The organism is Aestuariivivens sediminicola (assembly GCF_022662015.1).
In the GTDB taxonomy this organism is placed as follows: domain Bacteria; phylum Bacteroidota; class Bacteroidia; order Flavobacteriales; family Flavobacteriaceae; genus Aestuariivivens; species Aestuariivivens sediminicola.
Map to the genome: position 1 here is coordinate 227564 of NZ_JAKMCM010000004.1, position 24819 is coordinate 252382.

The following is a 24819-nucleotide window of genomic DNA, read 5'->3' on the forward strand; positions in this document are numbered from 1 at the left end:
ACCCGTTTAAAAGTATCCAGATGCTCACCGCTAATCAGGAAATGCAGTTCAATTTTATTAAAACTAAAGCATAAGAAGCATCAATTCCCTCCTGCTTAAAGGGAAAAAATTAGTGTGAAAATGACCTAATCTTCTATTTTAACCACAGACATATTTGCATTATAAGGCTGACTTCCTTTTGCAGCCAAGCCACGATTCGCGGCCTCGATACTATCGTATTTTGAATAGTAGATATAATACTTGCTTGAATTCACATCAAAGAAGAAATCAATATTAGTCTGACCCGAAGCAACGGCTTTCCTCAGGAACTCATCTCTTTTAGCCACATCGCTATGAACAGCAATCACCAGATAATAACCATTATCGGCATTGTTGACCCCTTTCAGAATCTGAATGTTCCGCAATACCTCACCAGAATCGAAATCCTCAGCTCTTAAAGGCGTGGTGCTTCTGGGGGTAATTTGCCTGATCATATCAAGGGTCCGTCGATCCTTTTCATATCGTACCTGCTCATTGTCGTATGCTGCACGGCTAATTCTGCGCTTTCTTTCTATTTCAGTTGCGACTTTAATGGTCTCCAGATTCGAGAATAAATCCGTTCTGGTGGACAGGGTTTGTTCCTGAGCTGCCTTCAATTCATTAATCTTGCTCAAATAATAGGCATTCACCTCGTCCTCTTTATCCTTAACCGTCTTAAGACGTTCATTATACACGTTTTCGAGTTCCGTGATTTTCACACCCTGAGACCGGATAATATTGTCAATATTAACTTTTAACGCCTCTATTTCCCTGTTCTCTGCCGTTATACTCTTAAAGGCTCTTGGGGCAACCACAATACCCTGTTCACTTAAATCATTCTCCTCTTTTAAATCATCCAGGTCCTGCTGCTTAATGGCGACCTTCGCTTTCAACTGATCCAACAGGTTTTGCTGTTCTATGCGTGTATTTTCCGTCAGTTCAGTTAAATTCTTCATTTCCAATGCCTCTCTGTCCTTAGCCACCGGTATAAGTACACCATCTAATTCCTGCATGGCGATGTCTTCTTCCCTTTCGGCTTTAGCTCTTGCTTCTGCTTCTTCAGCAAGCCTGGCCTCTTCTGCCAGTTTCGCCTGTGCTTCCTGCTCTGCCAGCAGTCGCGCTGCTTCAGCCTCCTGTTCGGCCTTCAATTTGGCCTCGGCTTCTGTCTTCAGCCTGGCTTCCTCTGCAATTCTGGCCTGCTCCGCTTCCTGTTCTGCCTTGATCCTGGCGGCTTCTTCAGCCTGAAGACGGCGTTGTTCAGCCAACCTGGCCTGTCTTTCACGTTCTGCCTTTAAACGGGCCTCTTCAGCCAATCGCGCTGCTTCAGCCTCCTGTTCGGCCTTTAATTTGGCCTCGGCTTCTGCTTTCAGTCTGGCTTCCTCGGCACGTCTCGCCGCTTCGGCTTCCTGCTCGGCTATCCTTTGGACTGCTTCCTGAGCCTCCAGACGTTGCTGCTCTACATTAGTATCAGTATCGGCTACAGGAGTGTCATCAGGACGATTCACCTCTTCCACATTCGGATCGATTTCCAGAGTGTTCTCTCGAACCGTTCTTGGTTGTCGTACCACCCGAGGTCTGTTGCTGTTTTTAGATGTCTGACGTCGTGTTGCGATGCCGTTTGCGCGTCGTGATGGCATAATAAGGGCTTCCTCATCGTCATCATCGGCATAGTTATAGCGATATGATTTTTTAAATTTATAGGCCAGGGTAATTTCATGTGAGTTTCCAAATTCGGCTAAATCACCTATGGCCTGCTCATAATTATATTCCAGTGCAATTTCTTTGGTCAGGTTCAAGCCTATACCGGCCGATACCCCATAAAGCGTATTGTATCCTACCTGCGCCCAGATACCTTTAGGCACCGTTAGCATTACGATTCCCGACAAAACGGTGTTATCCTTTTTAAAATCAGACTTGATTAGGGCAGAAAACTTACTTTGATCCAAAAACCCGCGCGTATTCATGTAACCCGTGTACATGACATGAGCAGCTATGCTTTGCTCGGGATTATCTTCAAGCATCGCTGAGGTTTTAAAATTATAAGCGATGAGATTGTTGACGGAAAGTCCAAAATCGAAAAATGCGGTACCATAATTAATGCCCGGGTTTATCGCCATAACAGATTGGGTGGGTATATTATCCAGTGATGGATCCGAAAAGTTGGTCACTACCCTGCCTTCATTAATCCCACTCTGATAAAATCCGAGGTTCATCCCAAAGGTGAGATTGCTGTCTCTGTTCAGCACCACGTTATAGGCAAAGTTTAAAATCCCACCAAAACTGGTCAATACGCCGTAATCTTGTTGGAACAGACCGATACCGGCTCCTATGTTTTCTCGAAATCGTCCGGAATAACTAAACAAATAGGTGTTCGGGGCATCGTCAAACTGGACCCACTGTCTCTTGTTGCTAAAACTGATATATCTATTTTGTTCCCTTACAAAGCTAAATGTGGGGTTTATGGCATACCGGTTGAACCTTAACCCGTTTCTTACAGGTAAATCGAGTGCAATTACACCATCTTCCTGTGCCAGGGCCTGCGGAATACAAGCAAATAAAATAATATATATGAAGAGGTGCTTGAGCATGACATTATTTTATTACTGTAATAGACCCTTTTCTTGAGGTATTGTTCGATGTTGTAATGATATAATAGTAAACAGGGTTTATGGCATTAAAATCCAATTCGTTTTGAGGCCAGTTATTTTGATAATCATTCGTTTGAAGCACCACTTTACCCTGGGCGCTGTAAATGACCACCTGGGTGTTGGTACCGCTGACATATTGCTGTGGAATAATCCAGGTATCATTAATACCATCGCCATTGGGACTAATAACATTGGGTATATTGCTTACTGCCGGAAAGGCATCTACAACAGAAAAGGTGTGTTCTATGGACGCATTACAACCTCCGGTCTGGGAGACCACCACACTGTAATTCCCCAGTTGGATGACTTCATAATTCGCACTGACTGCCCCGGTAATTTGAACCCCGTCCCTAAACCAGCTAAAGGCTGGGCCTACGGCATCGGTTGTAACTGTGACCATCAGCGTTTCACCCTCATCCAAATAATTGATCTCAGGCACATCAATAGTACTGTTAAAGCCCTCTGCATTAAGTACAATGGATGCGCTATCAGTACAATCCCCTAAATCCACTTCAACAGAATAGGTACCGGATTCGTTGGTTTCATACATCTGTCCTGTAGCGCCGGATATCTCCTCACCATCCTTAAACCATTTATAGCTTTCACCGTTAATGGCACTTAAGGTGGTCGGACCATTGGCAGAACAATACGGATTGCCCAAACTGGAAGCGATCTCAGATGTAGAACCCGAACCGGATTCACTCACTGTAACCCTGTTGGAATAGGAATTGGACGTACAGGAGCCATAATTGGTCTCCACATAATACGTCCCGGGTTGGGATACAAGCAGTGTCTCACCACTGGACACGAATTCGAATGTCGTGGCCCCTGTTTCCTTATACCAATTGAATGTAAGGGATGGATATTGAAGGGGTGAATTGTTCATTGGACCACCCGGATTATCTATGGTCAACAGGTAACTCCCTCCAGGACAATAGGCCCCGGTGGCCACCAAATTATTAATCGTAAAGGGTTCATCCTGCGCTTTGAAGTAGGCGGGGAAAGTATCGGATGGTGTACTTGTCGCTGCCGGTGCGGTGCTTTTGATTCGCAACCTGTACCCTTCTCCGGACACCGTGGTTGGGAACGAAAAGTTTAAGGTTGCCGGAGTGGTGGTAACACTCCCTGCGGCCGAAGTAAAAATGACCTCTGCACTCGTAAAGTCGCCCGTTTCATCCGAGAGTTCAATGATAAATTGATTACTGGAGGTGATATCGCCTTCGGGAGAAAATGTAAACGTCACATTGTAGGAATTAAAGGTGTCACTGGCACAGGCCTGACTGAAACCTAAATTTGGCTTACTAATGACAATTTGAGCGTTGAGATCTGTTCTGATCCCTAAAGCAATAAGAGCAATTATGATAATGATGTTATAATGTCTCATTTGTCATTATTTTATAAATGGGGTCGTGCAAACCATTCCTATGCAAAATCATTTGAATACGAATTATCGAAAGACCGGCAAGTATGGGTGAAATGTCATAAAGCGTGTAGGTTACAATTTTGAAAATACATCGATTTAGTCATCGATAAGATCCGGGTCGTTATTCGTGGCTATAATTTTATTGATTTTTAGTCTGAAATCCGGACGTCTCGGATTGTCGACATCAATGAAGGTTTCGGCATTTTGACTCTTCGAGTATACATTGAAAAAAGCACTGTTACCATACCAGTTTTCCAAATCGTCATTATTCGAATTGTTCTCGACAAAAATATTTCCATTACAGTTGTTGAAATACATTTCGGAGAACTTTATGTTCTCTAAATTCTCCTGATTGATCAGCACCTTACTATCAAAAATAACAGCAGGATTAAATCCGGAAATAACGGTTTTCTCCATATCCAGGGCCGCAAAATGCCCGACAAATACCCCGGCCTTCACCAGTCCCATGCTGATATCGTTTTTTAAATCTTCACTATCATTAAGAAGCGTTAAATTACTTGCGATCAATGATGTACCTTTTTTTGATAAATCTACCTCTCCGGGCTTCTCATAAGAAATCACCTGAACACATCGCGATCCGTCACTACTTGAAATATAAGGTGAACGTACCGCAAGGGAATTGGTCAGTTCACATTGTGCTCCATAGTTAAATTTAAAATCGTTACCGTTACATTTATAAGAAACGGCTTTATCTATCCCCAAGGCACCGCCTAAAACTTTAAAAGCATCGCCCGCCGCAAAACTGACCATTATATTGCCTAGTTTGGTCTTATTACCGACACCGGCCAGTAACAGCCCGTTAAAATATCCGGCAGCTTTGGTGCGCTTCCCGGCATATTCGATTCTCACATAGCGAAAAACACCGGAATCGCTCTCGACATTATCACCGCCATAGTTTGTATGGCCGTAATTTGCAGGATCAAGTTGTTGATAAAATGCGGCTACAGATCCGTTTCCGAATTTATTGGTAGGTGCATCGCCGAGTATCATAATACCTCCCCAGTCTCCGGCGCGCTTCACGCTTTTACCCGATGTAAAGATGATGGGATCCGTTTCTAAACCATCAGCGATAATTTTTGCTCCCCTGGCAACGGTTAAAGAACCATTTGTCTTCGAGTCACCTATGATCACAGTTCCGGGTTCTATGGTCAGGGTAGCCTCATTGGCTACAAACACATTACCCAGTAACAAATAGGTGTATCTTTTATGAAGTTTCGTATCCTCTGTAATACTTCCAGTCAGTATTTGGGTGGGCTCGCCGTAATATTCCTGATGCGGCTTAAATTGGGTCCAGTTATTCAGCCAGTTGTCTATGCCTACTATGCCTTTTTCCTGTTGACCCAATAACGGACTGGTCATTAAGAACGCTGCAAATATCAACAAGATGATTTTAGTAGATGTTTTCATGGTTCGGGGCTTTATTTAAGATTAATCATTATTTGGAAGTCAAACATATGAAAAATATCCATGTAATGCAATTTTTTACGATTAAATGCATTTTTTTGCTAAATAACATATGTTTTTATCGATGAAATGCAACATATATTCGATTAACCGAATTAGCATAAAATTATCTTAAAATTATGTTAAAATGATGTGATTTACCTATTTTAGTGAAGCCATCCCTATTCCAGGACACAAAAAAAGCCAATGCGAAAACATTAGCTTTAAGATATAGTTACAGTCCTCCTTTAATGAAATTCGGCATACTCATGTAATGATTTTAAGGTCTCTTCATAAAATAGAATGGCAGAGACCAGATCTTCGGTATCGGAATAGGGCAATATACGTTCTTGAAATTCCGCATTTGATTCTAAGAAGTTATCTGTGGCATCAAACTGCCTGTCCAGACTCTTGTAGTTCTCCTTATCGCTGGGAATTCCCAATGTCGACATGGTCACGCCGGGTTTTGTTGCAAAAGCAATATAAGGCAACAGTCTAACGAGACTTTCTATGCGTTCCACATAGAGATCCAGGAGCTGTCCTTTGGCGAGCTCCTCCAATTCCGGTTTATTATGATATTTTTTTATGGCCACACCTTCCTGAATAATACTTTTTTCTCCTTTGTTCTTCTGGGCAAATATGGGGCCTGAAGCCAAGAAAAAACACAATGTAAAGAAAATAAATGTTGTTCGCATATTGTAGATTTTAGTAATACTTTCGAACAAACATAATACATTTTATCGAAATAATATGTATTTAATCTGTTTTTTTATTATTTAAATGTGTTTTTTCCTTCAAAACATGACAAGTCAAAGTCAATCATGATTTGCAGTGATTTGTTCTTATTAGTAGGTCACTTTATTCAGAACTTATCGTGTCCCCGGTCTTATACCTGAATAGGAGTTTGAGATAATACCTTTCCTGTTTTTATGCCCAACAGGCTATGTCACAACCTCATAAGTAGTTTTTGCTATGCTGCCAGGTATGAAATATCTATGGATTCATGAATCAGAAGACATCTTGTAGCCATCATCGTTTAAAACAGTGGAGATGAGTATTCAAAAATCACCTGTCATCCCCTATTCTCATTAGGATGACTAAAATATTGTATTCCTATTGCTGCATGGTTAGTTTCAATTGAAAAAACGAGTAATCTTGAGCTAATGTATACCTTTTGCCCGACCTAAAACATTAAAACGTTGCCAATTGAGGCGTTTTTTTAAAGAATACACTTACAGATATCTGGTCGGCAACCCGGTAAAAACAGGATCTGAACTAAATTTAGTTACATTAGCCGAAACGAAACCCTCAATATCATTCGCCATGTGGTTGCAGTCTCTCACCTCCATCATCATATTTAACAATTTATTGTTAGTTGTTTTTGGTGTTTATATCATTCTGAATAAGAAACTGCACCTTATGGTGGCCAATACGTTCTTAGGGGTTATGCTTATGATAATGGGCCTCTGTTTAGGGCTCTTTGCTATTGGAGAATTACTCAGTGTGCCTTCGATATATTTGTTGGACCACGTGTTAATTTTTGGAGGTGGTCCTGTATTTTACTTTTATGTTCGGACCTATTTAAGGAACCACTACCGATTTAATCCCGTACAACTATTACATTTCATTCCCTTCCTCATTCAAATTGTCTTATGGGTGGTCTGTTATGCCCTGAAATCACAGGAGGCTAAAATAGCCTATATGACCCAGGTACGGTGGCAAAACGATTTTTTCAGCATTCAAAGGGAACTGAGTATCATCGCCTTTACCATTTTTTATTTCATTTTAATACGGAAGGACATTAAATCGTATCATGAACTGGCTAAGGAGGAATACTCCTATGTGAACCAACAGACCTTAACCTGGTTTTATGCCATGATTGGTTTGATTATGTGCACCCCGCCCTTGATAAGTCTCAATGCCTTATTCATGAGTCTCAATGAAGTCATCTATATGGCCGTCATATTGACCGCATTTACATTTAGCATCATGCTCATCATCTTGGCAAGACCTGAAATTTACAAGGGCATTGGTGTTATATCTCCCATTAAGCTATCCCGTCGAAAAGCAAAGAAATCGACGTTATCGGATGAACATAAGGCCCTCCTTTATGAGAGATTACTGGAAAACATGCGTTCCAGAAAACCTTTTTTGGATCCAAAACTTACCTTAAGAGACCTTTCCGATGCCTTAAACTCGAATCCCAATTACGTGTCTCAAACCATTAACAGTATGGCGCAGCAATCCTTTTTTGATTTTATCAATTCCTATCGTATTGAAGAAGCCAGGAAACTCCTGTCCGATGATTCGTATGCACAGTTCACTATTGAGGCGATTTCCAAAGATTCCGGTTTTAATTCCACATCGGCCTTTTACGCTGCCTTTAAGAAGTTCTGTGCCATGCTGCCCTCTGAGTTTATAAACCAGAATAAAAAGAACAGCCATAAAAATTAACTGTAAACCCGCTGTCTTATGGGATGAGTGAAAGATAAACAGGATACATTAGGGCTGATAACTCCTATTTTTAATCCAGCTGAATTTTTACTACATTAGTCTGAATACTTATAAATCCCTTTTTCTGGAAAGAAGGAAGCGATAAAACCTATGGATTAAATTTGATTAACCTTAAAAACGAGAACATGAAAAAAAATAAGCTAGTCACAGTATTTGGAGCAACAGGCGGACAGGGTGGTGGACTCGTCCGGGCGATTCTGTCGGATCAGAATTCAGCATACCAGGTCAGGGCGGTAACACGGAATGCCAGCTCCGATAAGGCCAAAGCACTGGCCCAAAGTGGTGCGGAAGTCGTAGAGGCCGATGTTGAAGACATCGACAGTATGAAAAAAGCCCTTGAAGGGGCCGATGCTGCTTATTTCGTAACCTTCTTCTGGGAGCATTTTTCTGCAGAAAAGGAACAGCAGCATATAAAGAATTTCATTGAGGCCGCTAAGGCTTCCAATCTTGAGCATATCATATGGTCGACTCTTGAGGACATGAGACAATGGGTCCCATTGGATGATGACCGCATGCCGACACTTCAGGAAAAGTATAAGGTGCCTCATTTTGATGGTAAAGGTGAAGCCGACCAGTTTTTTAAAGATGCCGGTTTGCCGGTGACGTTCCTGCGCACCTCATTTTACTGGGATAATTTAATATACTTTGGGATGGGACCACAAAAAGGTGAAGACGGGAACTACTACTTCACCCTACCCATGGATGACAAAAAATTAGCCGCCATAGCCGTGGAGGACATTGGAAAATGTGCTTATGGCATATTGAAAAAAGGCAGCGCCTTTATTGACAAGACCATCGGAATAGCCGGTGAGAAGTTGTCCGGGGATGAAATGGCGGCCAAGCTTTCTCAGGCATTGGGCGTCACGGTTAAATACAATTCTGTAAGTCCGGAAGCTTATAGGAATTTTGGATTTCCCGGAGCGGATGATCTCGGAAACATGTTCCAGGTAAAGCAGGATTTCAATGCTGCCTATAACGCGAATCGCGATGAGGCTTTGGCTCGGGAACTCAATCCGGAACTGCAGGATTTCGATACCTGGCTTTCTAAATATGCTTCGCTTATTCCATTGAATTAAAGGAATACCCGTTATATATTTTGGATTTTTAATTGGGCTATCGATATCTGCCAGAGGAGGGCAGATGACCCTGCTCCAATCCCAGGGATCGGAGTCACTCAAACTGAATACAAAACCTTATTCTATTAAACAAGAACCAGGTTGTCACTTCGAGTGAATTTGGGGAACATAGTGGAACAAATTTTTATCGAGAAGCATATCCAATATTAATGTTCAAAACATGACACATTTAGGCAGTCAATTTCAATCCATTTCGATTTATCGGAACGGACATTTGGAACCTTGTGTGACCCAAAATGAACAATGGATTAACAGATTATTCTTAAATGGCTAACCACCAGACAAACAAATTAAGTACAACAGATCATTTGCATTTTATGTTACACATTCGAGTCATTGGAATTGCGTTACTCCTATGTATCTCGTGTAAACCAAATACAGCGGTTCCTACCTATTTGGCTGACTATAAAAATGAATTTCAGGAGAACCCAAGAACCGCCAATCTCAAGTGGTTCAAGGATGCCAAATACGGCATGTTCATTCATTATGGCCTGTACAGCCTTTTGGAAAAAGGCGAATGGGTACAGTTACGGGATACCATTCCTTTGGACACCTACGCAGCCCTGACCTCCAAATTCACTGCGTCACATTTCAATGCGGAGGCCATTACGGATTTGGCCCTGGATGCAGGGATGAAATACATTACCATAACCTCGAAGCATCATGATGGGTTCTGCCTGTTCAAAACTCAGGCCACTGATTTTAACGTCCTGAATACGCCTGCAAAACGCGATTTAATCGGCGAGTTGTACGCGGCCTGTCAAGAAAAAGGTCTGGGATTGTTCTTATATTACTCCTATGGAGCCGACTGGAAGCATCCCTATTTCTATTCCCGCGATCGCGGGTGGCCCAATGCACGACCCGCATATCCCACTCCTCCGGAGGACTATAAGTTTAAAAAGGATGCCGATTTTAAGATCTACGTCGATTTTGTGCACAGGCAACTTGAAGAGTTACTCACCCAATACCCTAACATAGCAGGCATTTGGTTCGATCCGATCATGGGGTATTACAGCCGACCGGATCTGTTTCCCATCGATTCAACCTATGCCCTGGTGCGACGCCTATCCCCGCATGCGCTCATCTCATTTAAACAGGGTGCCAATGGGGATGAGGATTTTATGGCTCCTGAGCGAGGTGGCAATGCCCGTGTGGGCCAGCAATTCGATGTGGCGCGAATCGCTTATGAAAAGAACAGGGACAAACCCAGGGAGATATGCAATACGCTGCAGCCTCATGCATGGGGGTATCATAAGAAGAATGACGGATTGCATAAAACTGCGGAAGATATCATCGCCTTACTGGAAGATGCCGAAGCAATGCATGCCAATTTACTGCTGAATGTTGGTCCTAAAGGTGATGGTTCCATTCCGGAAGAGGATGTGAAGTCGCTAAAGGAAGCCGGTAAACGTTTAAAGGGGATTTAATAGACAATTTTTTTGCAATCAGTTTTAAATGATAACATCCGTTAACAGCTGGAACTGTATTAAGACGACTTCCTTCTACTTTCGAATGGAGGGTTAGTTTCTGCTATGCTTTTTTTAAAATCTATAAGACGTTTAATCTCTTCTGTATCCCCTTGCCCAGATCTCGAAATTCTTGGTGTGGATTCGGTGATATCGTTGCAACTAAACCGCAGAAGGAGAACGTTGATGACCATCAATATAAAAAGAATAGCAATAACAATCATCCCTCTAACCTATTTGTATTTTCTAAATCTCCTTTGCCTTAAAACAACACTGCCCCTTGCCGAAAACATAGGGGCCGTGCGGTTCATGTCTATTAATCGGTTCTCTATATGTCCTATCTGGAAATCACTAATTTGTTACTGCTCCAGTTATGGTTTATGTCTTCTACCTGAAGGGTGTATAAACCTGCCTTTAACTGGGATACATCCAAACTGTTATTACGTACACTTTGTGAATGAAATACGCGTTTCCCCGTCATATCGTAAATAAATGCATGGGTAATCGTATTCAAACTCTTTATATATACTGTGGTCTTTGCAGGATTAGGGAAGATTTTGAGTGTATTATCCTTGGAAGCTATATTTTCATCGGACAAGGTCCCTCCAAATTCGAAGGCCCCGGCGTCCTGAACACCTTCACGTGTGTAACCGCGTTGGTCTATGGTAGGCATTGTGATGCCTGTTGCAGCGGTGCAATAATCATCGGCAGTACTGCTTTCTGAAATAGGCAGAACCAATGTAGATCCTCCTTCATCGGTCAGAGTACCGGTTAGACCTGCAAATGTGGCTGTCTTCCCTTTTTGGTTATTTTTATTCACATCGTCAACAAGGGCCGGAGCAGCATTAAGACCGCCCAAAATACAGTTGATGACATCAGTTGTATTGGTGTTTGCAAAATTCAATGCCTTTACCGTTACATCATCCCCAGCCACTACAATGGAATTGTAAGCGCTGAAATTGGTTTGTGCAGCAGAGCCGAACTGTAGTCCGGATTTATTAAGGGCCGCATGAGCATTGTTATAAAATGTGGCATGTACCAAACCCAAGGTAATATTACCGACCGCGGTATTCGATGTCCAGGGTCTCGACGCTGACCATATGGCGCCACCACCATTACCTCCTGAAGCGCTTGTGGCAGAGTTATTAGAAACGGTACTGTTTTCAATGTTCACCTCTATTAAATAATCGTTACCAAAATTGGCATTCCCATTGATATATATGGCACCTCCATTTCTTCCTGTATTGCTATCAATTAAGGATTGTTTGATATCAATAACACTATTTATACCGGAAGCATTATTTGGCGCAGCTAAAATGGCACCACCATCCAAATTAGACGTATTGTTTTGTATGGTGCATTCCGAAATCGTCGCAATCGTCCCTGCCAAACCTATAGCACCGCCATTACTGCTTGCATAATTGTTTTCAACGATGAGATTGGATAAACTAACCGAACCCGTTACCTTATCAACAAAAATGCCGCCACCATTACCTGTCACATTTCCATGTCTAATACCAAGGTTTTCAATATTTATTGTAAATGCACCTTCATTTAAGGATAAAACTCGGGTACCACTACCATCAGACCCTGGTGAAGCCGCAGCTTGAATAATATCTGTTGAGGGATCTGTTCCTCTTAAGGTAATACTTTTTTGAATGGTTACAGATTCTGTATGAATCCCGGTAACTAAAATAACATCCGCCGCATTCGTAGAAGCTGCAACGGCATCGTTTATTGAGGCATAGGGATTCCCTCCATAAGGATCGCCCTCAATGTTTACGGTTTGTGCCGAAACTGTTAAAGTTAAAACAGCACATAATAAAAGAGTAATGTTTTGAATCATGATCTTAGAATTTAGTTAGTTAGTTTTTTGATTTATAGGCTTTCCATTGTTGTTGGCGCTCTTTACCAATTACATTTTTAACTTGATTAAACACTTTTTTACCTAAGGCCCTTTGTTTCTCTTTTAAAGTTTCAGGATCATCGGCATATGTTTTTCGCAAGGCCTGAATTTCTGTGAAACGCTCTACCTGTATCTCATATATGGCTTGAGATTCCTTTTTATTCAAGGACAGGACCTCAGTCATTTCATCCGCAAATTTTTTAGCTTTTTTCTCAGGTTTTGGTTGCGCATTCAATCCCAGTGTAATCATCAGGAAAGACATGGTCAGAAGAATTTTTAGTTTTTTCATGTTTTGAAAATTTTAATGTGTTATTCTGAATGCTCTAAACTACATCTATATTAAAGGAATCAGGTTTTTCAACAGTTCATTAAGGTTGAAATGCTATTCAACTGAGATTTATTTATGAGTATATCGTGATACGACCAAAATATGGGACATGTTGGGGATGGTTTATCCGATCATTGCATATCAGACGGAAATATGAATACTAGCTACCCTATTAATTTTCAATAAACGGTCTGTTATTAAACTATTCCAACAGGACTTAAGCAAAAGCTAAAGCTTTATGACATCGGAAACCGGCAAAATGTGGGAATAGCGGTCTACCGCCACCGGTATAGCATCACCATAGAATTTAGAGGTCTTTGAAAGTTTAGGCCTGGCCATAAGCCAATAAGATCCTTTTTTGGAAAGGGGGTAAAAAGTATCCACAATCTCATCTGCAAGTATGGTGGCATCTTTTACCTGGCCTGTTGCCGAATAAAAAACCGCGTAGTCAGCAAAATCAGACGATGTCTCCCAAACCAATGTATTGCGGTCAAGTGAAACCTTCATTGGAGCATATTCCTGAAATCGCCAATCGGCAAGGGTTTGAAACCGCATATGTTGGTATAGATCCTGATGATCCTTACTAAAGATCAGGTTATTCAGTTCATCGGGATCGTCCTTTAAATTATAAAGCTGATCTATAATACCATGGGTATAAATAAATTTGTAATCGCCTTGCCGCATCATTCGTGAAGGCACATTTTTAATCTTGGGCAGAAGCGTATAATCGGCTCCCCTGAATTCGGAGAAGACCGGACGGTCTTTTAATTCGGTTCCGTTTTTCAATGTCCCTACCAATGAAATCCCCTGTGCTGTTTCAGGAGTCTTACCATCAATCAAGTCAGCCAGGGTTGGCATGATATCCACAAAACTGACTATCGAATTATTTACGCTATTTTGTTTGAACAGTTTTGGATAGGATATTATAAAAGGTACATTTACCGCATCCTCATACATATTATGCTTTCCACGTAGCCCATGCTCAAACAGGTGCTCGCCGTGATCGGTGGTGTAGATGATGATCGTATTCTCATAAAGATTACGATCTTTAAGGGTTTTGATCACCCGTCCTACCATATCATCCATTTCGGTGATGCAGGCATGGTACGCCGCCATGACATTTTGTGCTTTATCCAGGTTATTCGGTATACCCGAATGCACCCAGTTCGGTACCCAGGGGTATTTGCCCTTATTGTACCAGTCATCATAGGTCTTTGGCAATTCAAAAGCCTTAGGATTGTACCTATCCAAATAGGTTTGTGTCGTTGTAAACGGAGCATGTGGTTTTTCAAATCCCACATGTAAAAAGAAGGACTTACCGTCCTCAGCTCGTTTGTTAATGAATTCAATCGATTTTCCAGCCACCACCATATCGAAATTGTCCTCCTCGTCCTCTACCAAAGTCGGAACGTATTCCTGATTCAGGTGCATGGCCCCTCCTTTGTACACGGTACTGTATTTTTGAAACTGTCGGTAACGCATATAGGTATCCTTGCCCACTTCATCCTCGTAATGCCCCCTTGGAAAATAGGTGTAATAGCGTACACTTACCTCGTCAAAACCCATGGTGTTCCCTGCCTTATGATCTTCGTCAACATCCCTTTGCAGCTCACCATGCACATGCATCTTACCCGGTGCTCCGGTTATATAACCTTGTTCCTTGAATACTTCTCCCAGGGTAACAATGCCCTCGTGATACCCGGTTTCTCTTAAATAACCGCTACCGATGTTCTTAACCTTGCCATTGGGCATGGTAACCGGTGCCTTGTGATAAATGGCACCATTGGCATAGGGGTACATCCCTGTAATAAGCGCCGCTCTCGCCGGAGCACATACAGGAGCAGGTGTATAACAATTCGTGAATAAAACACCTGATTGAGCCAAGGCATCGATATGAGGCGTGATAGCCAATCGACTGCCGTAAGCACCGGTAGCTTCCAATTTATGCTGATCGGAAATGATGAATACGACATTAGGCCGCGACTTTTCCTGTGCCTGAGTAAAACTACAGATTACAAGGACAATTCCTAATAGACGCTCTATTTTCATAAATATTATTCAATATTTGGATTCGCAGAAGCCTCAATGAGCGGTATGGGCCAGGTATAATCTTCAGATCCTCTGGCTCCTACTGTGTTTCCATAGGTTCTTCTGCAGTAGACATCATACACCCCCATCCTGGTCAAATCAAAAAACCGGTGCCCTTCCATATATAATTCCACACCTCGCTCCCTCAATAATTCTTCTCTAAATTCATCCATGCTTAAATCGGTGTAATCAATATCATCCATGCCTGCCCTGTTTCGTACTGCATTAATATCATCGTTTGCCATAGCAGGAGATTGGTTTAATTCTGCCATCGCTTCAGCTCGAAGCAAATACACATCGGCAAGTCTAATGACATGCCAGTTCTGCTGGCTTGTATACTCGGTTGTCGCATCGGTGTCTATATATTTACCTGTAAACACTCTGAACAAATTGCCCGCTGAAGACCCATTTTCAATTCTCGTTCTAACATAGCCGGTTAGACCGGAACCCAACTGATAAATGAAGGTATCGTCCTGATAATTATGAATTATGGTGTTGAGGTATCTCAGGTCAAATTTATCGATACTGCGGTTTACAAATTGTGGTTGAAGTCGATTGGTTCCCCCAAAACCACCTCCTGCAAGCCCTGAATTCCGGGGAGAGAACAGGTTGGAAACCGCCGTACCCTCACCGGCTATAGAGGCCCCTTGAATATCAAATAGCATTTCAAAATTATTCCCGTTTGTTGCATCAAAGATGGTCTCATATTCCTGCAGGTCTCCAGACAGCCTGTAAAAAGGCTCCTGAAACACGAAATTTGCCTGTTCAATGGCTTTTTGATAATAAAAATCCGAATCGTTGGTAAAACCTAAATATTTGGCATTACCCTCAATACCTGCCTGAGCAGTTCTTATCGATGACGCCAACTGCACATAAACCTTAGCTAAGAGTCCATGAGCCGAAGCCTTGGTTACTCTACCTATGTTGTTATTAACTCCATTTCTGGTTTCATCGTAACCCCAGCAATGCTCCCCGGCAAATAGTAAATCTTCGATGATTACGTCATAAATATCCTGCAATGGCGATAATGGCAGGCCTTCTTCACCAGGGAGGACTGGCGTTGTTCTAAGCGGTACTTCACCGTAACATCTTGCTAAGTTAAAATAATGCAACGCTCTTAAGAATCTGGCCTCACCTTGAATTCTTAACCTCAATTCTTCATCTATTTCCGGCACATCCGGCACCCTTGCAATAACATTATTGGCATCTTTTATAGCGACGTAAATATCTACCCATGATCTTTCTATCAATGGTTCTGCATTAGTTATCGTCCCGAATCTAAAATCACGGTGATTAAAACTACCTTGTCCTTGATCTGAAGCTGCATACAAATTGGATAAAAACTGTTGTCTGTAATAGCCATTGGTACTTTTAAGCTGAGCATAGGCCCCTGTTAACCCTGCCAGTGCATCAGATTCATTTTGATAAAAGGCATTAATATCAACTTGTGTTCTTGGTTCTTCTTCAAGATAGTCTGCACAACTTGTACATACAATTGATAGGGTAAATAGCAGAGCGTTAAAAAGTATAAGGTTTTTAATATATGTCGTTTTCATTTTCACTAGTTTTAATAATTGAAATTTAAGCCCAAAGAGTAGGTTTGAACGCCTGGATAACCTCCAAAATCTACACCCCTGCGCTGAGGGTCTTTATTGAAAGTTGTCACCTCAGGGTCATATCCAGGATAATCTGTAATAGTCACTAAATTTTGTGCAGTGGCATAAACTCTGAGGCTTATTCTATTTTTAAAATTAAAAGTGTACCCCAAATTGACATTTTTTAATCTAATAAAGGAGCCATCAAATACATTTCTATCGGATGAGATAATTCTTGGGCTATTGGCATCAATAATTGGGGCCGGATTTCCGACCCCTGATGTATTGCCAACAGATGGGTCGGAAAAGACATTGCCATTCGCATCGACATTCAGCGGTGCCTGCCAGGAATCCTGAAAAGCAGAAGCTAATCCATTTCTCGAGTTTGAGTTACCTGTTATTGGCCAGGTATCCACCCAAAAAATGTCGCCTCCTTTTTGAGCTGTAATAAGCGCACTTAAATCCCAGTTCTTATATTTGAATTTGTTGTTTATCGCTATATTAAAATCCGGATTCGGGTCACCAATTTGAACGTAATCATCAAAGTTAATCACCTGATTGCCGTTACTGTCAACAGTATTGGTGTCATTATTTACATATCTTCTTTCTCCTGGTGCTGCACCGGCTATTCCACTGGTATTTGCCTCTTCCCAGGATTCGTAAATACCATTGGTTTGGGCGCCCCAGAAAATCCCTAATGGACTACCTACCTGAAACAAAATGGGGTTTTCTTGAGCAAAACCAACATTAGGTCCAAGTTGAAAATCTAAATTGGAATTTAAACTTTTAAGATTATTTCTGTTTAAGGTAAAGTTGGTTCCAAACTCCCATTGAAAGTCATCCTTATTAATAAGCTGGGCATTTAAGGCGATTTCGAGTCCATAATTTTCTACTTCTCCAAAATTATCCAATATCCTTACAAAACCATTCGAAGCTGGTAGAATTACATTTTGTAATAAATCACTGGTGAGTTTATAATAGGTATCTACAGTCACATTTATCTTATCATCTGCTAAGCCTAAATCTACACCAAAGTTGAACTGGTCTGTAAGTTCCCATTTTAAATTTGGGTTGGGCAAGTTGGATTCAATAAAACCTGTAGCTATTTGACCATTAAAATTATACCTTATGGCTTCACCAAGTGATAAGGATTGGAATGGAGGAATGGCATCATTACCGACTCTCCCATAAGATAATCTAAACTTAAGATTGGATATGGTTTCTGATTTTCGTAGAAATTTCTCATCGGATGCCAACCAGGCCAAAGCTACAGATGGAAAGAAATTGGCCTTGTTTCCTTTAGCAAGTTTAGAAGAAGCATCTACTCTGGCGTTAACATCTAGGAAATACCTTCTTTTATAATTGTATCCTACTCTTAAAATACTGGATAGCAACCTGGAATCCAAAAAATTTGATACCGGTGGTAAAATATCTGTAGCTGCACTTAGATCATAATATTCCAACACATCACTCCCAAAACCAAAGGCTCTGTTGAACATGGTTCTTATCCTGACATCTTCAACAGTTCCTATAGCTACTGCATCAATTCTGTGTTTTCCAAAACGATTTCTGTATCTCAAATTAACCTCACCGTACAATTTCCTGTATTGCCTTGAGGCTTGAGATGCTTCTCCGTTATTTCGTCGTCCCCTTGTAGTGTTCGTTGGATAATAAATATCGCGGTTACTTTTTTGAAGATTAAACGCTCCTTTTATAACACCTGTAAGCTTAGGGGTAAGCTTTGCTGTAACAGCAAGATTTTGAATAAGGTTGTAATTTTCTTTAAGATCGGTGACATCTCTTGCCAAAGTATAAGGATTTGAAATTTGATTCCCCTCATTCAGGTCGGCATAAATATCATCATCTTGCCCGGGTTCTAATAGCCCAAAAATGGGTTGAAATTGAAGTGCCTGAGATGTCACACTTCTATTCAGTAATAAGTCTCCATTACCTACCGAGGCCGAATTACCCTTGTTATAAGCAATATTCGTTTTAGAAAAAATATCTATTTTATCATTAAAAGCCTTTCTACGACCATTTACATTTAATGTAATTCTTTTGTTGCCAGTGTTTATAATAACTCCTTCCGTATCAATAAGGCCCAGACTTACAAGGAAATTATTTTTCTTGTTTCCTCCTCTGTAAGACAGATTATAGGCTTGAGAAAAAGCCTCAGTATAAACGACGTCCTGCCAGTCTGTATCAACCCCTGTAGATGTTGGATAAGGAATGCTGAACCCATCTAGCTGAGGATAATTGGCCACCGTTAAATCTTGAGAACCATTAAACGGATCACTGTTATCCTGTGGATTTGTAATATCAATATACAATTGATTAATGGCTCTTCTGTTCATATAATTTTCAAAAGTGGGACCATCCATTACATTAATCTTATTTGTAATGGTCGTTATAAAATTATCCACTGTAATTGAAAGATTATCTGTTCCATCCTGTCGACCTCCCGTTTTAGTCGTAATGAGCACCACACCATTCGCCCCTCTGGCACCATAAACTGCAGTTGCTGCGGCATCCTTTAAGACTTCAATTTTTTCAATGTCATTCGGATTAAGAAAACTTAAAGAGTTTTGAGATGCGCCTGCACCTGTATTTCCCTGTGCATCTTCTACCGGATCTACGGGTAAACCATCAATGATATAAAGCGGTTGAGTCCCTCCAAGGAATGAGTTCGTCCCTCTTATAGAAATAGCGACACCTCCTCCGGGTTCTCCATTTTCTGAGACCACCACACCAGCAACCTGGCCTTGGAGAAGTTGTTCTACAGCTTGCGTTCTTTGCTGCTCTAATGTTTCAGAATTTACTTGGGAAATTGAGCCTGAAAGGTCTCTTTTGTTGATATCAAAATAACCGGTGCTAATCACCACTTCATCCAGTTGGGCGATGTCCGGTTGCAATACGACATTTAAAAGAGCAGCGTTTGCAATTTGTTCCTGAGTTTTCATACCTATATATGAAAACACCAAAATATCGCCATTATTAACTGTCAATTCATATACTCCGTCAAAATTGGTTACTGCGCCTTTCGAAGTCCCTTTTACGAGAACGGAAACTCCCGGCAATGGTTGCTTGAATTCTTCATCTATCACCGTTCCGCTTACGGTTATTTCTTGCCCTAATACTGATAATGGTATTAGTAAAATAATTAAAATTATCCTTTTCATTAGTTTATTTGATTAGTTATCATTTAGTTTTTAAGTAATTTTTTGAATTCTATGGTGTTATCATTACTCTCAATTTTAAGAATGTAAGACCCCTTACTTAAATTGCTGACATCTATTATGCTGTCTTCAGAATAATTGGTCGCCTTAACTTTTCTGCCATTCAAATCAAAAAATGTAATTTTTGAATTGTTTCCTAAACCCTTGAATTGAACCAACCCTATTGACGGATTGGGGTATAGTTTAATAGTGCTTTCCAACATGCCTTTGGATTCTGCTGAAAGACCTTCCGCCCATTGCATCATTAAAAAACTAGCTGCATAGCCCCAACTCCCATCCGGTTCGATCAACCATTTACCATCCATCCACTGATAGAGAAAGCTAGCATCGTATTGGGTGTCTTTTTCCCAGGTAAAACCAGAGGGAGCACCTTGTTGTCCGGAACAATACAGATTCCATAGATAAAAATTTGGTATTCCCAGACCAAGAGCGACACCAATATATCTGCCATACCTGTTAATAATGACGGACTCCGTATTACTGCCATTGTATGGCGGATTTTCATTAATGCCGAACTCTCCAATTTGTACCGGGCAATCAGCTATTAGATCTCCTGTCTGAGTTGTATAATATCGTGCTATTTCGAGTCCTTTCCACAGGGCATGCCCATGGGGATGACTTCCATTTGACCAACGGCCGTCATAGGCCGACCAGGACGATAGATCTATTCTGGTGTGTGGGATAACGTTTTCCAGAACACTTGGTGTATCATTGTCCATCATCGTAATGTAACTACCGCTCTGTTGTGTCCAAAGTTTATTGAATTCGGTAGCATAAAATACTTTTGCATTAGTACCTGCCAATTCATTACGTGCCCTTTCCGTTCCTCTTTGCCTTGCCCTAACTAATCTCGCCATACCTTCAGTCATCCATTCGACATCATCCGGTATGAGTGAGGGATCATTCTCCCAGGCCACACCTTCACCTCTTAACTGCCAATCTCCTTCCCAATTTTGATATACAAAGGTCTTGTCCATGGAACCATAGGTCTCCAAAATATACTTGGTCAAATCATAGAACTGTTGCTCTTCATCTAAATAAGTATCATGGTTAAAATCCGGACCGTTCTTAAAATCGCCTTGCTTTTTGGTGGTCGTCCAAAACGTATGTCTCCTAATGTGGTTTCTCAGAAATAGGGAATCTAAATATTCATGCTGGGCCACGTCTTTGAGATTCTGAAAGTTCGGCCAGGTATGATTAAAATGATAGGCATTAAACATATTACCATTCTTCGCCGTTAAAGTCGTCTTTATTGAGGTGGCACCAAAAGTTTTGTAATAATCCAATCCCTCCAGCAGGTATGGTCTGTCAGTAAAATTATACCAACCTGCAATATGGCTTGATCCAAATATATCTTGAATCTGAGGCACTTCAGCACCATTATTTGGGTCATATTGGTCTATACTGGCAGTAATCTCTGCCTGGGACGGCATGGTTTCAGAATAATGCGCTCTCAACTCGCCATTGTTTACAAATACGAAATTCGGATTTGCATTGTTTAAATTGTCAAAATTAACACCCTGACCCAAACGCAATAAGCCTCCCGGATCGATGGTTAATGTAAATCCGGCGGCCTCCGTTTTCTTATCCAGTATGCCTTTGTTGATCTTTTGTGTATACAAACTACCTTGATCAGCTATGGTAAGCGAGGTAGATTCTCCTATAGTCGTATTTTTGGTAAACAGACTCACATCGTCAGTCACCACGATCCCGTGTATGGTTATATCAGATTTGGCCGTGGGTGAACTGAATTGATAGTCGCTCCCGGTAAGGCCTAAAATACCATATATCCTGATGTAGGCATAATGACTAATGGTAACGTTCACGCGATTATCGGATTTAATGGCAAAATTGTCGTCAGTAGCCATGTTGTACAAATCGATAGTCAGACTTTTATTTTGAAGATTACTGGCAATACTCAGCGATCTCGGATTGAAAAATCCCGAACCAGATATATAGGTCTGATCTTCTGTGAGATTCAGATATATGCGACTGTTGTAGGTAAAAATGGACCCATCGCCCGACCCTCCAGGTTGATTGCGTCCGGAGGAGAAGGTTCCATTGCACAGAATACTGCCGTTAATCCTTAAATCCTTTGCAAAACTCGGCGTGTTATGCCCCATTTGTAAAACCGCGGTTTGCCTGACCAGAAGATGACGACACAGGTCGACTATTTCACCGGAGACACCCCCCTGAACATCTATGTAGACGGTATGACCATCTTCAATAATCACATCGGTTAGACCTGATGGTACCTGTCCGTTACTCCAAATGGCAGGGTTACTCCAATTACCCCCTGAAACCGAACTCACGGCACTCGAAAAATCTATCGCCTGATCACTTACCAAGGCCAACTGCGCGAAGGCATTGCACCAGGCAAATAACAAGAGTGAACAAACAAGATGATGACTTATATTAAGTGTTGTTTTCATTTTTTTAATTTACAGATGGCAATACCTGTGGTTCTATTTCCTGATAGACATTTTCCAGAATGTCCAGCGCCTTTTTCTTAAATTCCTCATGACTTGGATAGACCTCATTTTGGGATTTGAACGTTTTCAGGTAGTCATTAAGACCTTTGTAATACTTCTGATGGAGATAGTACAGCGGCCTTTTTTGTCCTTTTTCATTTATTAAGGACATGTTCTTGGATACCCCTTCAGGAGTGTACTCATTGTTATACATCTGCCAGTATAAGTTAAAAGGTAAATCCTCCTCCAAGGCGATCTGCATGATGTCCTTTGCATTGTTAAATTGCCTGAGATGTGTTGCAGGTTTGTCATCGAAGGCATGACCACCATATTCGCCTATAAAAACCCTTCTTTTAAATGGCAATCCTTCTTTTGGTTTTAATTGGCTTTCTATGTAATTGAAAACTTTGGTTAAAACCGCTTTATTTGTCTGGTAATCTTTTTTCTTGCTCGACTCATAGCTGGAATACGAAACAAGATCGACATCAACCTTTGGTAAGATATCCCTTGTGATACAGGTTTTGCCTTCCATACCTTTCAGTACCAAATTAACCTCTATATAATAGTATACGGAAACATTTTGATGATTAATTGCCTTTTTGGCATCATCAATGGCCCGTTGTCTTATCTGGAACCATTTGGTCATATTATCCACATGCTCCCTGGGTGGCGTCATATGTCGCTTGTAATTGGGATGCAAAAGCCAATCGCCTTCCCAGTTACCTATTAAAAAGGTTTTACCCGAGTTATTGTATTTTTTTAACAGGTAACAAACAAAATCGTACATCTCCTTGTACAATCGTTTCTCCTGATTTTTATTGATGCCCTTTTTCCATTGAATTCCGGTGGAGGTGTGCAACCAGAAGAAATAGTACTTAAAATCCATTTCGAATATTTTATCATAATCAGGTATGAGGCGAATAACATCCATGACATTGTTCACATCGTCCTTTGTATAACCATAATCCTTTAAGTTTCTAAGGGTGATTGAGGTCTTATACATATTAGAGCCCAATGCCCTGGTCTGTTTGGCCTGCTCTATCAATCTGGACTCCTTTGTTAACTGATAGGTATTTGGGAAACTGTTCGTCCCCAAAACAAAGTTGTAATCTTCCAGGGGCATTTGAATCCCATAATCATAGTCCTGAGGGAACATTGCAGCAGTTAAGCACAGTGTAATTATAAATAGTATCTGTCTCATAATTCTATAGTGATGGATTTAAGCTTTTAAAGGTCCGGGCCTTTTCCCTGAAGTCATCAAAACTTGGTAATTCCCCATTGGTAATGAGATAATCCTCCACATATTTTTTAGACTCCTTATAAAAGTTATTGTGCGTATACCATATAGGTTGTTTCTTTCCCTGATCATCAATTAACCAGTAACCAATTTGTTCCCCGGTTTCAGCGTCAATTTCGTTGTTGTATAGTTCCCAGTATAATATATAAGGTGTACCCCATTCCAATGCCGCCTTAATAGTCCAGATAGACCTTAAGTTCTGCATCCTATTGTCGTACTTTACACTTGGATTGCCATATTCGCCAATCCAGACGCGTTTTCCTGATGGTATATCTTTTTTTGGCGATAATTGCGCCTCGAGATAATCCAGGGAGATATGAAGCCCTGTCCTTAGATCGGCTTCAGATTTGTAAGGATTGGTAGCGTCATATGAGGAATAAGACACATAGTCCGGGTTTACGGTTTTAACGACAGTATTCGCCACTACCTTAGCATGGGGCTCTTTTAAGGCCTTGCTCACCAGATTAACCTCTATATAGTAGTAAACCGATACATCATTATAACGATTATCCCTTTTTGCATCCTCAATAGCCTTCTGTCTTATCTTGGCCCATCGGATCATCCCCTCAAGGGTTTTCTCATTTACCGGTTTTGTACGGTCATAATCCGATCTTAAATGCCAATCGCCTTCCCAATTGCCTAAATAAAAGACCTTACCTGAACCGGAATAGGTTTTCAGAAGATAGGTTGTAAATTCGTAAAGCTCTTTATACAAGGCGTCTTCATAATGTTTTGGGTAGCCATCAATAAATTTTATTTGCGCCGTGTCGTCCTTTTCGCCGGGTGGTTCGGGTGTGTATTGAGAAAAACCATAGGTCCAGATATGATAGTATTTAAATTCCATGTCCAATACTTTCTTTACAGAGGGCTCTAAAGTTGCCAATTTGGTAAGGGACGTAATGGCATCATTCTTTGGTAAGCCATAGTTTTCTGTGCAGTATCTCGGGTGCATACTGAATTTCAAGAGATTTGAACCCATTTTTTTGATCTCAACGGCCGTTTCAACCAGCATCGTCTCATCAGTAAATTTGTACTTGGATCCTACTGTTTGAGTTCCAATAGCATAATTGTAGGAGGCGACTTTATCTGAAACGGAACCGGCATCACCGTCAGGGATGACCTCAGTGGCACTAAGGAAAAAATAAATAAGTAATGTGAATAAGCCTAAACCAGTACCTATGGGGAGAATTCTTCTTTTATGCATAATTAACCGTCTTTGATACTGCAAT

The 24819-nt window shown here is 41.1% G+C and carries 15 protein-coding genes; 3 read left to right on the forward strand and 12 right to left on the reverse strand.

Annotated features, from left to right (window positions below; all coding sequences use genetic code 11):
• Positions 1-125: 125 nt before the first annotated feature.
• The 4 genes from MR041_RS10920 to MR041_RS10935 form a co-directional block, all read right to left on the reverse strand.
• Positions 126-2606 carry a PorP/SprF family type IX secretion system membrane protein gene (locus tag MR041_RS10920; protein ID WP_242093832.1) on the reverse strand — a complete coding sequence of 827 codons (2481 nt, stop codon included), beginning with the start codon at positions 2604-2606 and terminating at the stop codon, positions 126-128.
• Positions 2607-2610: 4 nt separating this feature from the next.
• Positions 2611-4050, reverse strand: coding sequence for a T9SS type B sorting domain-containing protein (locus MR041_RS10925; RefSeq protein WP_242093833.1), 1440 nt, complete (start codon positions 4048-4050; stop codon positions 2611-2613).
• Between the two features lie 135 nt (positions 4051-4185).
• Entirely contained in the window at positions 4186-5517 is a 1332-nt protein-coding gene (locus tag MR041_RS10930; protein ID WP_242093835.1) for a hypothetical protein, read from the reverse strand.
• Between the two features lie 284 nt (positions 5518-5801).
• Positions 5802-6248: a hypothetical protein gene (locus MR041_RS10935; protein ID WP_242093837.1), complete on the reverse strand. Its 447-nt coding sequence runs from the start codon at positions 6246-6248 to the stop codon at positions 5802-5804.
• Positions 6249-6759: 511 nt separating this feature from the next.
• Between MR041_RS10935 and MR041_RS10940 the strand changes: the two genes are divergently transcribed.
• From MR041_RS10940 to MR041_RS10950, 3 genes are all read left to right on the forward strand, one after another.
• Positions 6760-8007, forward strand: coding sequence for a helix-turn-helix domain-containing protein (locus MR041_RS10940; RefSeq protein WP_242093839.1), 1248 nt, complete (start codon positions 6760-6762; stop codon positions 8005-8007).
• 185 nt (positions 8008-8192) lie between these two features.
• On the forward strand, positions 8193-9143 hold the full coding sequence (locus MR041_RS10945) for an NmrA/HSCARG family protein (protein WP_242093840.1): 951 nt from the start codon (positions 8193-8195) through the stop codon (positions 9141-9143).
• A gap of 326 nt (positions 9144-9469) precedes the next feature.
• Entirely contained in the window at positions 9470-10630 is a 1161-nt protein-coding gene (locus tag MR041_RS10950) for an alpha-L-fucosidase (protein ID WP_242093842.1), read from the forward strand.
• A 376-nt stretch (positions 10631-11006) separates the two neighbouring features.
• On the opposite strand, the gene MR041_RS10955 is transcribed toward MR041_RS10950, so the two are convergent.
• From MR041_RS10955 to MR041_RS10990, 8 genes are all read right to left on the reverse strand, one after another.
• Complete coding sequence (locus MR041_RS10955; protein WP_242093844.1) at positions 11007-12515, reverse strand: T9SS type A sorting domain-containing protein; 1509 nt, start codon at positions 12513-12515, stop codon at positions 11007-11009.
• A 19-nt stretch (positions 12516-12534) separates the two neighbouring features.
• Positions 12535-12864 carry a hypothetical protein gene (locus MR041_RS10960; RefSeq protein ID WP_242093846.1) on the reverse strand — a complete coding sequence of 110 codons (330 nt, stop codon included), beginning with the start codon at positions 12862-12864 and terminating at the stop codon, positions 12535-12537.
• 267 nt (positions 12865-13131) lie between these two features.
• Positions 13132-14952, reverse strand: a complete 1821-nt coding sequence (locus MR041_RS10965; protein ID WP_242093849.1) for a sulfatase family protein — start codon at positions 14950-14952, stop codon at positions 13132-13134.
• Positions 14953-14957: 5 nt separating this feature from the next.
• Positions 14958-16547 (reverse strand): RagB/SusD family nutrient uptake outer membrane protein, encoded by a 1590-nt coding sequence (locus tag MR041_RS10970; protein ID WP_242093851.1) that lies wholly within the window; start codon positions 16545-16547, stop codon positions 14958-14960.
• Between the two features lie 11 nt (positions 16548-16558).
• Positions 16559-19765: a SusC/RagA family TonB-linked outer membrane protein gene (locus MR041_RS10975; RefSeq protein ID WP_242093853.1), complete on the reverse strand. Its 3207-nt coding sequence runs from the start codon at positions 19763-19765 to the stop codon at positions 16559-16561.
• 23 nt (positions 19766-19788) lie between these two features.
• Entirely contained in the window at positions 19789-22254 is a 2466-nt protein-coding gene (locus MR041_RS10980) for a T9SS type A sorting domain-containing protein (protein ID WP_242093854.1), read from the reverse strand.
• Between the two features lie 4 nt (positions 22255-22258).
• The gene (locus MR041_RS10985; RefSeq protein ID WP_242093856.1) at positions 22259-23494 is read right to left on the reverse strand and encodes a hypothetical protein; all 1236 of its coding nucleotides are present in this window, start codon (positions 23492-23494) and stop codon (positions 22259-22261) included.
• 4 nt (positions 23495-23498) lie between these two features.
• Entirely contained in the window at positions 23499-24794 is a 1296-nt protein-coding gene (locus MR041_RS10990) for a hypothetical protein (RefSeq protein ID WP_242093857.1), read from the reverse strand.
• Positions 24795-24819: the final 25 nt, after the last annotated feature.

What these genes read in the sequence shown, in the direction of transcription:
- MR041_RS10920 (WP_242093832.1), bottom strand. Translation starts at nt 2,606, where the DNA reads ATGCTCAAGCACCTCTTCATATATATTATTTTATTTGCTTGTATTCCG.
- MR041_RS10925 (WP_242093833.1), bottom strand. Translation starts at nt 4,050, where the DNA reads ATGAGACATTATAACATCATTATCATAATTGCTCTTATTGCTTTAGGG.
- MR041_RS10930 (WP_242093835.1), bottom strand. Translation starts at nt 5,517, where the DNA reads ATGAAAACATCTACTAAAATCATCTTGTTGATATTTGCAGCGTTCTTA.
- MR041_RS10935 (WP_242093837.1), bottom strand. Translation starts at nt 6,248, where the DNA reads ATGCGAACAACATTTATTTTCTTTACATTGTGTTTTTTCTTGGCTTCA.
- MR041_RS10945 (WP_242093840.1), top strand. Translation starts at nt 8,193, where the DNA reads ATGAAAAAAAATAAGCTAGTCACAGTATTTGGAGCAACAGGCGGACAG.
- MR041_RS10950 (WP_242093842.1), top strand. Translation starts at nt 9,470, where the DNA reads ATGGCTAACCACCAGACAAACAAATTAAGTACAACAGATCATTTGCAT.
- MR041_RS10955 (WP_242093844.1), bottom strand. Translation starts at nt 12,515, where the DNA reads ATGATTCAAAACATTACTCTTTTATTATGTGCTGTTTTAACTTTAACA.
- MR041_RS10960 (WP_242093846.1), bottom strand. Translation starts at nt 12,864, where the DNA reads ATGAAAAAACTAAAAATTCTTCTGACCATGTCTTTCCTGATGATTACA.
- MR041_RS10965 (WP_242093849.1), bottom strand. Translation starts at nt 14,952, where the DNA reads ATGAAAATAGAGCGTCTATTAGGAATTGTCCTTGTAATCTGTAGTTTT.
- MR041_RS10970 (WP_242093851.1), bottom strand. Translation starts at nt 16,547, where the DNA reads ATGAAAACGACATATATTAAAAACCTTATACTTTTTAACGCTCTGCTA.
- MR041_RS10975 (WP_242093853.1), bottom strand. Translation starts at nt 19,765, where the DNA reads ATGAAAAGGATAATTTTAATTATTTTACTAATACCATTATCAGTATTA.
- MR041_RS10980 (WP_242093854.1), bottom strand. Translation starts at nt 22,254, where the DNA reads ATGAAAACAACACTTAATATAAGTCATCATCTTGTTTGTTCACTCTTG.
- MR041_RS10985 (WP_242093856.1), bottom strand. Translation starts at nt 23,494, where the DNA reads ATGAGACAGATACTATTTATAATTACACTGTGCTTAACTGCTGCAATG.
- MR041_RS10990 (WP_242093857.1), bottom strand. Translation starts at nt 24,794, where the DNA reads ATGCATAAAAGAAGAATTCTCCCCATAGGTACTGGTTTAGGCTTATTC.